The organism is Rhodoferax sp. GW822-FHT04A08 (assembly GCF_058801025.1).
In genome coordinates this window covers 54,997-69,096 of the sequence record NZ_JBXAMW010000002.1, presented here as the reverse complement: position 1 = coordinate 69,096, position 14,100 = coordinate 54,997, and the positions used below count along the sequence as shown (strand labels likewise).

The window sequence follows — 14,100 nt, the reverse complement described above, 5'->3', positions numbered from 1 at the left end:
CCGGCGCAGCAAACAGGGCTAGTCCGCGTTACGCACGCCGCTGGCCACATGGCCGCTGGGGACGTGGCGGGCGGCGGATTCAATATGACCGGTCTGGTCGTCAAAGAAAAAATCGGGCTCGAATTCACGCAGAAACTCACCCTTGTCCAGCCCGCCCAGGAACATGGCTTCGTCCACCTCGATGTTCCAGTCCATGAGTGTGCGGATGGCGCGCTCATGGGCGGGGGCACTGCGTGCGGTCACCAGTGCGGTACGTATGCGCATATGTGGAATCTCGGCCTGCTGCATGCGGTGCAGCGCCACCAGCAGCGGCTTGAACGGTCCGTCGGGCAGGGGTTGGGTAACCTTGTCCATCTCGTGCTTCTGGAAGGCATTGAGCCCCTCGCTCTGGTACACCTGTTCAGCCTCGTCGCTGAACAGCACGGCGTCTCCGTCAAACGCAATGCGCACTTCGCCGGGATGGGCGTCACTGGCGTGGGCCGAGTGGGGATAGACCTGGGCTGCTGGCACGCCAGCTGCCAGTGCCGCACGCACGTCGCTCAGGTGCGTGCTCAGAAAGAGATTGGCATGCAAAGGCCTGAGGTAACGCCAGGGCGCTTCGCCGCGCGTGAACGAGCAGCGAATGATGGGCAGTTCATAGTGTTGTGCGGAGCGCATCACACGCAGGCCGCTGACTGGATCATTGCGCGAAAGGATCACCACCTCCACGCGTTGCGAGGGCGTTTCGTTGAACGCCAGCAACTTCTTCACCAGAGAGAATGCCACCCCGGGTTTGGCGGGTATATCCAGTCGTTCGCGCTGCAGCTGCATATAGGCGCGATCGTCGCTCTGCTCGAACACCAGGTTTTCTTCTTCAAAGTCAAACAGGGCGCGGCTGGAAATTGCCACCACCAGCCGCCCGTCGAGATTGATGCCCATGGTGTTGTTTGCCTCGTTTCAACTTTGCAGGAACATGCGATAGACCGGGTTGTTGGTCTCTTCCACATAGGGGTAGTCTAGCGTCTGCAGGAACTTGGCAAAGGCCTTGTTGTCGGCCTGGGGCACTTGCAGTCCCACCAAAATGCGGCCGTAGTCCGCACCCTGGTTGCGGTAGTGGAACAGGCTGATGTTCCAGCCCGGGCGCATCAGGCTCAGGAACTTCATCAGCGCGCCCGGACGTTCGGGAAACACGAAGCGCAGCAGGCGCTCATCATCAGCCAGTGGCGAGTGACCTCCCACCATGTGGCGCACATGCTCCTTGGCCAGTTCATCGTGCGTCAGGTCCAGGGTATCAAAGCCGTGCTTGTTGAAATTGGCCGCAATCTTGGTGGATTCGCCCTTGCCGTGGGTGGTGAGACCAACGAACACATGTGCCTTGGCCGAGTCACTCATGCGGTAATTGAACTCGGTCACACTGCGTGCTGTGCCAGGCAGTTCGCCAATCAGGGCGCAAAAGCGCTTGAAGCTGCCACGCTCTTCGGGGATCGTCACGGCAAATAGCGCCTCGCGCTCCTCGCCCACTTCAGCGCGTTCGGCGACAAAGCGCAGGCGGTCGAAGTTCATGTTGGCCCCGCACAGGATGGCACCGTAGGTCTCGCCTTTGGTCTTGTGTCGGGCAACGTATTGCTTGATGGCAGCCACGCCCATGGCGCCAGCGGGTTCAACGATGCTGCGCGTATCGATGAAGATGTCCTTGATGGCAGCGCACACGGCGTCGGTGTCCACGGTGATGTATTCATCCACCAGTTCGCTGGCAATGCGGAACGTCTCTTCGCCCACCAGCTTGACAGCAGTGCCGTCGGAAAATAGTCCCACGTCGTCCAGCGTGACACGCTTCTTGGCTTGCACCGACTGCAGCATGGCATCGGAGTCATTCATCTGTACGCCGATGACCTTGATGCGCGGGTTCACCGCCTTGATGTAATTGGCCACACCCGAGATCAGGCCGCCTCCGCCAATGGCAACGAACACCGCATCCAAACCGCTGCTGTCCTTGACGCGATCCTTATTGCCGGCCTTGGCCGCTTTGTCTGCGCCCAGCGTCTGCACTTGGCGCAGCATTTCCATGGCGACCGTCCCCTGGCCAGCAATCACATCCGGGTCGTCAAAGGGGTGCACAAAAGTCAGGCCTTCCTTCTTCTCCAGCATCACGGCATGGCCGTAGGCATCGGAGTAGCTGTCGCCAAACAGCACGACCTCACCACCAAAGCCGCGCACGGCATCGACCTTGACTTGCGGTGTGGTGGTTGGCATCACGATCACGGCCCTGGTGCCCAGCCTGCTGGCGCTCAGAGCCACACCTTGCGCATGGTTTCCTGCCGATGCACAAATGACGCCCTTGCTGAGTTGCTCGGAGCTGAGATGGGCCATCTTGTTGTAGGCGCCACGCAGCTTGAAGCTGCGTACCGCCTGCTGGTCCTCGCGCTTGAGCAGCACGGTGTTGTGCAAGCGGCGACTCAAGTTGCGTGCAGGCTCCAGTGCCGTCTCGCTGGCAACGTCGTAGACGCGCGCGGTCAGGATTTTCTTGAGGTAATCAGCCGGTGACAGGCTGGTGAGCGGGGAATGGGACATCGTGGGTAAACTCCTGTACCCATTATAGGCACGGAAATTTTGCTCCGCGCGGGGCAATTTGAAAGGAACCATTCATGGAATGCACAGTAAGTTGGACAGGGGCTTTGGCAACGCGCTCGGGCATGGGTTTTGTTGCGGAGACGGGAAGTGGTCACACCATCGTGATGGACGGTGCCCCTGATCCGGTCAAACCGGAGAATGGCGGCCAGAATCTGGCACCCCGTCCTATGGAGACCGTGCTGGCGGGTACCGGAGGGTGCACTGCCTACGACGTGGTGCTCATCCTCAAACGTGGCCGACACAACGTGCAGGGCTGCAGCGTCAAATTGACGTCAGAGCGCGCAGAAGTGGATCCCAAGGTCTTCACCAAGATCCATATGCATTTCACCGTGAGTGGCAAAGCGTTGCCAGCCGCCGCCGTGGAGCGTGCCATCGCCATGAGCCATGAAAAGTATTGCTCTGCCAGCATCATGTTGGCCAAGACAGCTGAAATCACCACCAGTTTTGATTTGGTGGAAGTCTGAGGCCTGGCTGATTCAGATGCGCTCGGCGACCGTGGTCATGACCTTGGCAGCGGCACGCATCATGTGTTTGACGGGCAGGGGCAGTTCAACTGCACCAGCGGCCTGAGCCTGTTGGGCGTGGCGCAATTCGTCATCCGCCATCTGGGCGACGATGGCGCGTGATGCGTGGTCACCGGCGGGCAGCGCTTCCAGGTGGCCTTGCAAGTGCGCCCCTACCTGTTGTTCGGTTTCCACCACGAAACCCAGACTGATCGGGTCGCCCAAGCGCCCGGCCAGCAAACCCAATCCGAATGCACCTGCGTACCACAGTGGGTTGAGTACCGAAGGTCGCGAGCCCAGCTCTTGCAGGCGCTCGGCAGTCCAGGCCAGGTGGTCAACTTCCTCGGCACTGGCCTTGTTGAAGTGCTGGCGCAGATCTGGATTGGAAGTTGAAAGCGCCTGCGCTGCGTAAAGCGCCTGTGCACAAATTTCTCCAACGTGATTCACGCGCATCAACCCGGCGGCCTTGCGGCGCTCCGCGTCATTCAATTCGGACGGCCCTTCTGGCAAGGTTGCGCACGATGCGCTGGCGCGCGGTTTGGCAAACAGGGTGCGCAGCGCTGAGTCTGCGGCAATAAATAAGGAGTCCATGGATCAACCTTTACTTGGGTGGTTCCAAGTGTATTTCATGCACTGAAATGATGCGGTTTTATTGTGTGTATGCGAACCGTTGTTGTTCTGCAACGAATAAAAGTCTGTTTTGCACTTGTTTGTGGCTTTCCTTTGCTATTGGACGTTCAGTCTGGTGCAATACGTGCAACTTCCTTGACTCAGGAGGTTGGCCTGAGTTTTCACTTGGAGCCATTCGTTTAACCTTGGAGAATTTCTACATGAAAAAGACTCTCGTTGCACTGGCAGTTCTGGCTGCCTCTGGCGCTTCTTTCGCACAAGTTACCATCACCGGTAACCTGTCTGGCAGCTATCAAAAGAGCCTGGACGGCACACGCGGCCTGTCTACTTCCGACAACAGCATTTTCTTCGGCGTGACTGAAGATCTGGGCGGCGGCACCAAGTTCACAGGTAGCGCTGGCTTTGATGGTGGCGGCCGTAACAAGGATTTTTCCAATGCTGCTGGCATGGAAAACTTCAGCATTGCGCTGACCGGCAACTTCGGTGGCCTGAAGTACGCTTCTTACGAGTCTGACGGTCCCTTTGCTGGTGTTGCCATCTCCGGCGCATCTTTGGCAGTTGGCGTGTTCGACGCTAACGGTGCCAACCTGGGCAAGCGCGCTCGTAACGCTGTTACCTACACGACTCCCTCTTTCAGCGGCTTCACCGGCGCTCTGACCTATGTGACCGCTGCTGGTCAGTTCTCTTCCACTCCTGGTACTGCAACTAACCCTGGCATCAATGGTTCCACGACTTCGTTCTGGGATTCCAACACCAAGGTTGTTCCCGCTGTGACCTACGTTAACGGCCCTCTGAAGGCTTACGTCGAGTACGCTTCGTTCAACCCCAGCTACACCGGCACTTCTTCCGACTCCGTAACTCAGCCCACCGCTACGATCTCTTATGATTTCGGCGTGGCCAAGGTTGCTGCTGGCTGGACCAAGCCTTCCAACAATGACGTGACCGTTGGTCTCGGCGTGAACGTGCCAATCGGTGCTGTGACTCTGGGTCTGGAAACCTTCAGCTTCAACTCTTCCGCAGCCCAAGGTACTGCTACGTACACCGACTTCGCCGTGGCTTACAGCCTGAGCAAGCGTACTACGTTCAAGGCATCCTTCGGTACTGTGAACGATGCGTTCGTTGCTTATTCCAAGGCTAACGCCTACGGTCAAACCGTGCTGACTCCCACTTCTGCTGACAGCACCAACAACCAATACCGTATTGGTCTGTTCCACTCCTTCTAATTTAGAGGGCGGCTTGTCCGCCGTCTGATTGAATGAGCTAAAGCCTCGCTGCGGTAACGCAGCGGGGCTTTTTATTTGTCCAATTCAGTTGCAAAAGCGTTTTGTAACGAAAAAGCAACAGCAAATGGCTTGTTGGCTGCGAAATGACATAAGTGTGGTGCTTGAGTTTTCCGCATGTGATTAAATTTGAACAGCTTGAAAATCAAGCTGTGAAAGCATTGCAATCAAATTAATCTTATTGAGGTAACAATGAAAAAGACTCTCGTAGCTTTGGCCGCTCTGGCTTCCATCGGTTCGGCATTTGCTGATGCCCCCACCATCACTCCTTACGCTCGTCTGGACATCGGCGTTCAGTCCCTAACAAAGACTGGCGTTTCTGATGCGGGTGTATTGGCAGCTGACGGCGTTTACAACACCTCACTGTGGGGTATCAAAGGCGAAACCGATCTGGGCAATGGTCTGAAGGGTTTTGCTCAGGTTGAAAATTCGTTTAAGGCGGACAGTGCAGATGGACTTGCCGGTTCAGGCAATGCACGTGTCGGAAAGATTGGTCTTGCTGGTAGCTTTGGTACTCTGGAGCTCGGTGCCGTATGGGGTCCCTACGACAACTCCACCGTGGGTGACGCACAAGACTACAACGGCTTCTCTTCTTATGGCCGCATTTTGAACACAGGCGCGCATGGCGACAATGGTAACGGTACTCTTGCGTCCGGTAACACTGCTGGTTCCATTAACTACACCACTCCCACAGTTAATGGCTTTAACGCAGCAATCAACTACGCACCGGCAAAGGATACCGCCAACCAAGACATCTCCAGCTACGGTGTGGATGTAACTTACAACAATGGTCCGATCTCGTTTGCTGCTGCTTATGACAGCACTCCAACAATCTATAGCAATGTTGGTGCCCCTGCTCTGACAACTGGTAAGACAAATGCTTGGTTGATCAATGGTGGATACAACCTGGGTGTTGCTACCGTATATGCCGCTTTGATCGGTGCTCAAGCTAACTCCGCAGGTGCTGCTGGTACCGGTACAGACAAGGACTCTGGCTGGAATTTGAGCGTCAAGTATCCTGTTGGTCAGTGGACCCTGTCTGCAGGTTTTGGTAGCGTGAAAACAACAGGTGATGACTGGAATCAGCACACCGATGCATACGGTCTGCAAGGTCTGTACGCCTTCAACAAGCAATTCACTGCTTATGTTGGCTACAAGAACTGGAAGACTACCTATGACTCTGGTGCGCCTTCTGTGACTCAATCCAAGACTGGTGCTGGCCTGACCATGTCCTTCTAATCTGACGCTGGCTTTGTGCCAGCGGATGGTTATCAATGACAAAAACCCCGTCGCAATTTGCGATGGGGTTTTTTTTGGTAGTTATGAAATCGACTATTTGCGGGTAATAAAAGCCGAAATGCTGTTTTTCTAAGTATTTACCCGTTAGTTTTATTACCGAATTAATGTTAAATTGTCGCTAATGAGATTGAGTGAGTCGATCTTGTTACCTCACCGTTAACGAAAGTTAGCTCTGTCCCTCGGCTTAATTGCCGAGGGATTTTTTTTCGCCCATAGTTGGAAATGGGAGCCATTGGAAGATGTCAGGCGTACCGCTTGCTGCGCAGGTTGTGCTTCATTTCGCGCAGCAGTGGCTGCAATTTGCCGCCACCAATGCGCAACGCTAGGCAAGTAGCCAGGATGTCGATGATCATGAGGTGCAGAAGGCGTGAGACCATGGGGCTGTACTTGTCAAAGCCTTCAGGGTGATCGGCGCTCAGGTGGATGTGGCCGGCGCTGGCCAGAGGTGAGCCGGTGGCAGTGATGACAATAGTGGTCGCTCCGTTCTTGCGCGCAATGTCACAAGCATCCATCAGATCACGCGTACGCCCAGAGTTACTGATGACGACAACACAGTCGCCTGCAGACAGGATGGAAGCACTCATGACTTGCATGTGCCCGTCGCTATAGGCCGTTGTATTGATGCCCAGGCGAAAGAATTTGTGCTGCGCATCCTGCGCCACGATGCCGGAATTGCCCACTCCAAAAAACTGGATTTGTCTTCCAGAGTTGTAGCTTTCGAGCAGTGCGTTGACCGCCTTTTCGATGGCCATGCTGCTTGCGTCATTGCGGTATTTCAGGAAAGCAGCCACCGTGTTGTCGATGACCTTCACCATGACATCACTGGTCTTGTCATCGACATCCACGCTGCGATGGATGAAGGGGACACCTTCATTCACGGTGCCGGCCAACTTGAGCTTGAAATCCGATAGGCCGTCATAGCCCACGCTGCGACAGAATCGCACGACGGTGGGCTTGCTTACGTGAGCCCGGTCCGCCAGTTCACTGACAGGCAGCTTGGCAAATACCCGCGGGTCCGCCAGGCAGAGCTTGCCAACCCGCTGTTCGGCGGGAGCCAGCGAAGGCAATGAGGCTTTGATGCGTTCGAGCATGGTGCTCTCCAGTTAGGATTCTTCACTCCAGCAAAAGCCGTCGCGGGCGATCATGGCGCTGGACGCACTAGGCCCCCAGGTTCCGGCTGCGTACATGCGTGGTCCTTGCGGGTCATTGGCCCAGTAGTCGATCATGGGCTCCACCCAGCGCCATGCCTCTTCTTGTTCATCACTGCGCACGAACAGATTCAGACGGCCATCGATGACATCGAGCAAAAGGCGTTCATACGCACCCACACGCTCAGAGCCAAAGCGCTTGTCGAAGTCCAAATCCAGTTGAACGGGCGCTAGCGTCTGTGCTGCGGCACCTTTGACGCTGCGGCTGGCTTGGCCCTGCGCCAGCAGGTGCAATTCCAGACCATCCTTGGGCTGTAGATGGATGACCAGCTTGTTAGCCACATTGATGTTGGAGTTGAAGATGGCGTGGGGCGTGGCGCGGAAATTGATGACGATGCTGCCCTCGCGTCCGGCAAGGCGCTTGCCGGTGCGGATATAGAAGGGGACTCCGGCCCAGCGCCAATTCGAAATCTCAGCGCGCAAGGCGACAAAGGTCTCGGTATTGCTGTTGGGGTTCACACCCGTTTCTTCGCGGTAGCCAAGAACCTTGCTGCCACCGCTGGTGCCTGCAGTGTATTGACCCCGTATCACGTCATGCGTGAGTGCCTCTTTGGTCCATGGCTTGAGAGAGCGCAGTACCTTGAGTTTTTCATCACGGATAGCGTCGGCATGCGAATTGATTGGCGGTTCCATGGCAATGGCGCACAGCAATTGCAGCGCATGGTTTTGCACCATGTCGCGCAACGCACCGGTGTTTTCGTAAAAGGCGCCACGGCTCTCCACGCCCAGATCTTCGGCAATGCTGATCTGGATATTGGCGATGTGCTCGCGCCGCCAGAGCGGCTCAAACAATGCGTTGCCAAATCGCAGTGCAAACAGGTTCTGCACAGCAGGTTTGCCCAGATAGTGGTCTATGCGAAAGACTTGATTTTCTGCAAAGTACTGACGCACTGTGCTGTTGATGGTGCGGTTGGACGCAAGGTCGTGGCCCAATGGCTTTTCCAGCACGACGCGTGTCTTTGCAGTATTCAGTCCGGTTGCGGCCAACTGTTCGCACACCGTGGTAAACAGCGCCGGCGCGGTTGCCACGTACATGACAACCGTGTCCGCATTGCGTTCATTCAGGGTATTGGCAAGCGTGACGTAATCATCAGGCTTGGACAAGTCCATCTTGACGTATTCGAGAATGGCTGCAAAACGACCAAATTCCTCTGCGCTGGGGCGTTTGGCCAAATCCACATTGTCAAAACGCGATTGCATCAGCGCGCGGTACTTGGCAGTGCCCATGTCTTCACGGCCTACGCCAATGATGCGTCCACCTTCCGGTAGCGTGCCATGGCGAAATGCCTGAAACAAAGCCGGCATCAACTTGCGCCAAGCAAGGTCACCAGTGCCGCCAAACATGACAAGATCAAAGCTCATGATTAAAAGTTACATAAATATTGACGTTGTAATGTAACTTTGTTTCATTGATAATTCAAGAGACTTTTTATTCTGCGATAACTGCACCATGAACCAACTCGAAGCCCTCAAACAATGGACAACCGTGGTCGCCGATACAGGCGACTTCAAGCAATTGGACGCGTTCAAACCCCAGGATGCCACGACCAATCCATCGCTGATTCTCAAGTCGGTGCAAAAAGCCGAATATGCCCCTTTGCTGAAGGACACGGTGAACCAGTACCGTGGTCGCCCGCTCGATGAAATTGTGGACCGTCTTCTGGTGCGCTTTGGCTGCGAGATCCTCTCGATCATTCCGGGCCGTGTTTCCACCGAAGTGGATGCGCGTCTGAGCTTTGACACCAGCGCCACGGTGGCCCGCGGCGAGCGGCTGATCGAGCTGTACCAGGCCCAGGGCATCCATGTGGATCGCGTGTTGATCAAGGTCGCATCAACTTGGGAAGGCATTCAGGCAGCAGAGCAGCTGGAACGCAAAGGCATTCACACCAACCTTACCTTGCTGTTTTCGTTCTGCCAGGCAGTAGCTTGCGCGCAGGCCAAAGTGCAGCTGATTTCTCCCTTTGTTGGCCGTATCTACGACTGGTACAAGAAGTCGGCTGGCGCTGCATGGGTGGAATCCGAAAAGGCTGGCGCAAACGATCCCGGTGTGCAGTCCGTCAAGCAGATCTACAACTATTACAAGAAGTTTGGCATCGCAACTGAAGTCATGGGTGCAAGCTTTCGCAACGTGGGCCAGATCACTGCTCTTGCCGGCTGCGATCTGCTGACCATCAGCCCCGATCTGCTTGCCGCACTAGCCGCCGACAACAGCCCCATTGAGCGCGCCTTGGACGCCAACAAGGCAGCAACCTTGGACATGGAACATGTGCACCTGGACGAAGCCGGCTTTCGCTTTGCGCTGAATGAAGACGCCATGGCGACCGAAAAGCTGGCCGAAGGCATTCGTGCATTCTGCGTGGATGCGGTCAAACTCGAGAAGCTGTTGCTAGCGGCTTGAACACGCGACTGATACTGTCTTTCCAATTTTCCACTTAGAAGAACCACACCATGGCACGTACACGATGTGATCGCACTCCCGCCTGGGCACAACTGCAACTGGCGTATGACAACAGTGGCAAGGCATTTGATCTGCGCCAGGCATTTGCGCAGGATGCAGGGCGATTTGAGGCGTTCAGTCAAAGTGCACCGTATGTATTCGCAGACCTTTCAAAGAACCGCGTAGACGCTGCAACGGACAAATTGCTGTTCGATTTGGCACGACAAAGCGGATTGCAGGAGCATCGCGACGCCATGTTTGCCGGTGAGAAGATCAACCACACCGAGGGGCGCGAAGTCTGGCACGTGCTGCTACGCACACCGCCGGAATCATCGCAAGACGGCAGTCACCGTTCGGTGGAGTTGGCCAAGGTGCATGAGACGCTGAATGCCATGCTGGCTTTTGCAGAAAGTGTGCGCTCTGACAGCGGTATCACCGATGTGGTGAACATCGGCATTGGCGGCTCCGACCTGGGACCGCAAATGGCGGTGATCGCGTTGGACGCGTTTGCCACCACTGGCAAGCGTCTGCATTTCGTCAGCAATGTGGATGGACATGAACTGGCGGCCACACTGAAGACGGTCAAGGCAGACAGCACGCTGTTCCTGATTGCCAGCAAGACTTTCACCACCATCGAGACCATGACCAATGCGCGCTCGGCCAAGGCCTGGTTCGAAGCGCAGGGCGGTACGGATACCGCCCGTCACTTTGCTGCGCTCACCACCAATGTTGCAGCGGCCAATGCCTTCGGCATCACCACGACCTTCGGTTTCTGGGATTGGGTGGGCGGACGTTACTCGCTTTGGTCCGCGATTGGATTGCCGCTGGCCATCGCCATAGGCGCTCAAGGTTTCCGGGAATTTCTGGCGGGTGCGCACGCCATGGATGAGCACTTCCGTACAGCGCCACTGGAGCAGAACCTGCCCGTGCGTCTGGGCCTGTTGGACCTGTGGTATCGCAACTTCCATGGATTCACCAGCCGCAGCATTGCTCCGTATCACAGCGCACTGCGTCGTTTGCCTGCCTACTTGCAGCAACTGGAAATGGAAAGCAACGGCAAACGGGTGGACGCCGAGGGTGCAGCCTTGCCGTTTGGCACTTCGCCCGTGTTGTGGGGCGAGCCGGGCACCAACGGTCAGCACGCCTACTTTCAGATGCTGCATCAGGGCACCGATGTCGTTCCTCTGGAGTTTGTGGCGGTCAAGAAGCCTCGCCATGCACTCGCGTCTCATCACACCTTGTTGCTCGCCAATGTGTTGGCGCAGGCACAGGCATTGATGGTCGGCAAGGTCGATGCGGGAGGTCACAAGCATTTCCCCGGCAACCGCCCAAGCACCTTCCTGCTGTTGGACGATTTGACTCCCGCGTCGCTGGGTGCGCTCATTGCCTTGCAGGAACATCGTGTGTTCGTCAGCGGAAGCCTGTGGGGCATCAACAGCTTTGACCAGTGGGGTGTGGAGCTGGGCAAGGTGCTGGCCAAGGACGTAGAGGCTCGCCTTGGCAGTGGTGATACCACCGGCCTGGATGGGTCCACGGCCGGTTTGCTTGCGCGGCTGCGGGCCTGAACCCGGAGCACTCTGCGCTTGAAGCGTCGTCACCCGGTTGAACTGACACTGCAGCAGGCGCGCAACCTGCAACTGGCTGCACAGGGCCTGCTGCATCCCCCGGCCAAGCGGGCAACGCGCAAGGCCTTGCGTGATTGCATCGCGCGCATGGGGTTGTTGCAGATCGACACGATTCACGTGGTGGCGCGCAGCCCCTACCTGGTCCTTTTCTCGCGACTTGAGGCTTATCCCGCGCAGTGGTTGGAAGACGCCTTGGCCCAAGGCGAAGTGTTTGAGACCTGGGCCCATGAGGCCTGCTTTGCCCCCATTTCCGACCTGCTGGCGCATCGCGTTTTCAACTGCGAGGCGCGCTCTCATTGGGGCCTCGCCCATGCCCAGAAAATCCACGCGAAGCAGCGGGCCGAGCTGGATACATTGCTGGCACACATCCATACCCATGGCCCGGTGAAGTCTTCTGATTTTGAAAGACCGGACGGTGCGAGTTCGGCCTGGTGGGGCTGGAAAGATGAAAAGCGGTGGCTGGAAGCGCTGTTTGCCTCCGGCGAACTGATGGTGAAGCGACGCGATAAATTTCAGCGCGTGTACGACTTGGCGCACCGGGTTGTGCCCCATTTGCTGGGCCAGCCCGAAAGCCTTTCAGGTGGCCAGGCCGGTGCAGGAGATGCCACAAATGTGCCTGCAATCGCCGCGGTGCGCGCTCAGTTCATTTGCCAGTCCGTTGCCGCCCTGGGCGTGACGCAGGCACGCTGGATCCATGACTATTACCGCAGCAAACCCCGATTGAAGGACGTGGATCTGGACACCTTGGTGGAGCAGGGCGATCTGCTGCGCATCAAGGTATGCGGATGGGACTCTCCCGGATATGTGCACCGGAGTCAGGCCGCCTTGGTGAAAAAAGCTGCAGCCGACAAATTGCATGCAACCCATACTGCGCTGCTCTCGCCTTTCGACCCGGTGGTTTGGGACCGTGAGCGGGCGCAGACTCTGTTTGACTTTGACTACCGCCTTGAGTGCTATACGCCCGAGCCCAAGCGGGTATATGGCTACTTTGTGCTGCCGATTTTGTGTCGCGGCGAGCTGATTGGCAGACTGGATGCCAAGGCACATCGCGCCGATGGCGTATTCGAAGTCAGGGCCTTATATGCACAGCAGGGCCCGCGCTGGACTGAAATGCAGATTGAAGAGGTGGCGCGCGCTATTCTGCGCTGTGCCCAATGGCACGGCACGCCCGAGGTTCGGATTGGACGCACAAAGCCGGCCTACCTGGCGGCCGCACTACGCCGCGCACTGCGCGCCTTGTCAATGGAAGAGCTTGTTGCATGAACATTGTTTTTGATTTTGGAGCGGTGCTGTTCAACTGGCGGCCGGTCGACATCGTGGCAGAAGTATTTCCGCAGCACGCCGTTGATACGTCACAGGCCAAGCGACTGGCGCAAGAAGTGTTCGGCCACGAAGACTGGCAGAACTTTGACCGAGGCCTGCTGGACTTGGATGCCGTCACGGAGCGCACTTCGAAGAGGTTGGGCCTTGACGCCAATACGCTGCACCATCTGTTCAGCACAATCCCCGAGCGGTTGCTTCCTCTGCCGGACTCCTTGTCGATACTGCAGCTGTTGCTCACCAGGCGCGAAGCTGGCAGTGGCGTAAGCGGTGTGTACTTTCTCTCCAATATGCCTGCGCCCTATGCACGTGACCTGGAGTCCAAGCACACCTTCCTGGGGCACTTCGACGGCGGTATTTTTTCCGCGGATGTACATTGCAGCAAACCCGATCTGCGCATCTACCAGTTACTGCAGTCCCGCTACGGCTTTCCCGCCGAAAGCACGGTATTCATTGACGATATGCCAGGCAATGTGGAGGCGGCGCGCGCGCTGGGATGGAAGGGCATTCACTTCACCTCAGCATCGCAATTGGCGACGGATTTGGTGCACCATTGCGGGCTATGACAATCCAACACGCACGCTGCTTCTGGGTAGACGATTCGCAGATCTACCGTGACTACCATGACCGTGAATGGGGCTTCCCCGTTTACAACGACACCCGGCTGTTTGAAAAAATCTGTCTGGAAGGTTTTCAGTCGGGACTGAGCTGGATCACCATCCTCAAGAAACGCGAGAACTTCCGCGCGGCGTTCGCGGGCTTTGACATTGCGCAGGTTGCGCGTTTCGGGGACAAGGACATTGCACGCTTGCTCGAGGACGCCGGCATTGTCCGGCATCGCGGAAAAATCGAAGCGGCCATCAATAATGCGCGTTGTGCTGAGAAGCTGCTGGAGTCTGAACGCTCACTCGCAGCGTACTTCTGGAAATTCGAGCCACCGGCGTCCAGTCGCCCCAAACGCATCACCCGCGATACGCTGCGCGCCATGACCCAGAATGCCGAATCCGTTGCACTCTCCAAGGACCTGAAAAAGCGCGGCTGGAAATTCGTCGGCCCCACCACCATGTACGCCTTCATGCAGGCCATGGGCTTGGTCAATGACCATGAGGAAAGCTGCTTTGTGCGTGAAGCAGCGCTCAAGGCCCGCAAGCAGTTCGATCCCAACAAGCTTTAACAAGAAGCAAGTAC

General features: G+C 56.8%; 13 protein-coding genes. 8 read left to right on the top strand and 5 right to left on the bottom strand.

What is annotated here, in order from left to right; translation table 11 throughout:
- Nucleotides 1–18 precede the first annotated feature (18 nt).
- The gene (locus AC1RMF_RS04880) at nucleotides 19–918 is read right to left on the bottom strand and encodes a 5'-nucleotidase (protein ID WP_493140050.1); all 900 of its coding nucleotides are present in this window, start codon (nucleotides 916–918) and stop codon (nucleotides 19–21) included.
- 18 nt (nucleotides 919–936) lie between these two features.
- Nucleotides 937–2,550, bottom strand: coding sequence for a threonine ammonia-lyase, biosynthetic (gene ilvA, locus AC1RMF_RS04875; protein ID WP_493140048.1), 1,614 nt, complete (start codon nucleotides 2,548–2,550; stop codon nucleotides 937–939).
- Nucleotides 2,551–2,624: 74 nt separating this feature from the next.
- Between ilvA and AC1RMF_RS04870 the strand changes: the two genes are divergently transcribed.
- Complete coding sequence (locus AC1RMF_RS04870) at nucleotides 2,625–3,074, top strand: OsmC family protein (protein ID WP_493140046.1); 450 nt, start codon at nucleotides 2,625–2,627, stop codon at nucleotides 3,072–3,074.
- Between the two features lie 12 nt (nucleotides 3,075–3,086).
- Here AC1RMF_RS04870 and coq7 read toward each other — a convergent pair whose 3' ends face one another.
- On the bottom strand, nucleotides 3,087–3,704 hold the full coding sequence (gene coq7, locus AC1RMF_RS04865; RefSeq protein WP_493140044.1) for a 2-polyprenyl-3-methyl-6-methoxy-1,4-benzoquinone monooxygenase: 618 nt from the start codon (nucleotides 3,702–3,704) through the stop codon (nucleotides 3,087–3,089).
- A gap of 239 nt (nucleotides 3,705–3,943) precedes the next feature.
- Between coq7 and AC1RMF_RS04860 the strand changes: the two genes are divergently transcribed.
- Entirely contained in the window at nucleotides 3,944–4,966 is a 1,023-nt protein-coding gene (locus AC1RMF_RS04860; protein ID WP_493140042.1) for a porin, read from the top strand.
- Between the two features lie 249 nt (nucleotides 4,967–5,215).
- Nucleotides 5,216–6,262: a porin gene (locus tag AC1RMF_RS04855; protein WP_493140040.1), complete on the top strand. Its 1,047-nt coding sequence runs from the start codon at nucleotides 5,216–5,218 to the stop codon at nucleotides 6,260–6,262.
- Nucleotides 6,263–6,564: 302 nt separating this feature from the next.
- Here AC1RMF_RS04855 and AC1RMF_RS04850 read toward each other — a convergent pair whose 3' ends face one another.
- Both AC1RMF_RS04850 and zwf read right to left on the bottom strand, forming a co-directional pair.
- A complete protein-coding gene (locus AC1RMF_RS04850) occupies nucleotides 6,565–7,413 on the bottom strand; it encodes a MurR/RpiR family transcriptional regulator (protein ID WP_342616344.1) in 849 nt (282 codons plus the stop codon).
- Between the two features lie 12 nt (nucleotides 7,414–7,425).
- The gene (gene zwf / locus AC1RMF_RS04845; protein WP_493140037.1) at nucleotides 7,426–8,892 is read right to left on the bottom strand and encodes a glucose-6-phosphate dehydrogenase; all 1,467 of its coding nucleotides are present in this window, start codon (nucleotides 8,890–8,892) and stop codon (nucleotides 7,426–7,428) included.
- 88 nt (nucleotides 8,893–8,980) lie between these two features.
- Between zwf and tal the strand changes: the two genes are divergently transcribed.
- Genes tal through AC1RMF_RS04820 form a run of 5 tightly spaced genes read left to right on the top strand, consistent with a single transcriptional unit; the run spans nucleotide 8,981 to nucleotide 14,086 of the window.
- The gene (tal, locus tag AC1RMF_RS04840) at nucleotides 8,981–9,928 is read left to right on the top strand and encodes a transaldolase (protein WP_342616346.1); all 948 of its coding nucleotides are present in this window, start codon (nucleotides 8,981–8,983) and stop codon (nucleotides 9,926–9,928) included.
- Nucleotides 9,929–9,978: 50 nt separating this feature from the next.
- Nucleotides 9,979–11,532, top strand: a complete 1,554-nt coding sequence (gene pgi / locus AC1RMF_RS04835; protein WP_493140035.1) for a glucose-6-phosphate isomerase — start codon at nucleotides 9,979–9,981, stop codon at nucleotides 11,530–11,532.
- A gap of 18 nt (nucleotides 11,533–11,550) precedes the next feature.
- Nucleotides 11,551–12,855 (top strand): winged helix-turn-helix domain-containing protein, encoded by a 1,305-nt coding sequence (locus AC1RMF_RS04830; RefSeq protein ID WP_493140033.1) that lies wholly within the window; start codon nucleotides 11,551–11,553, stop codon nucleotides 12,853–12,855.
- A complete protein-coding gene (locus AC1RMF_RS04825; protein WP_493140031.1) occupies nucleotides 12,852–13,478 on the top strand; it encodes an HAD family hydrolase in 627 nt (208 codons plus the stop codon). The genes AC1RMF_RS04830 and AC1RMF_RS04825 overlap by 4 nt, the downstream gene beginning before the upstream one ends.
- Nucleotides 13,475–14,086 (top strand): DNA-3-methyladenine glycosylase I, encoded by a 612-nt coding sequence (locus AC1RMF_RS04820; protein ID WP_493140029.1) that lies wholly within the window; start codon nucleotides 13,475–13,477, stop codon nucleotides 14,084–14,086. Before AC1RMF_RS04825 ends, AC1RMF_RS04820 begins: the two co-directional genes overlap by 4 nt.
- Nucleotides 14,087–14,100: the final 14 nt, after the last annotated feature.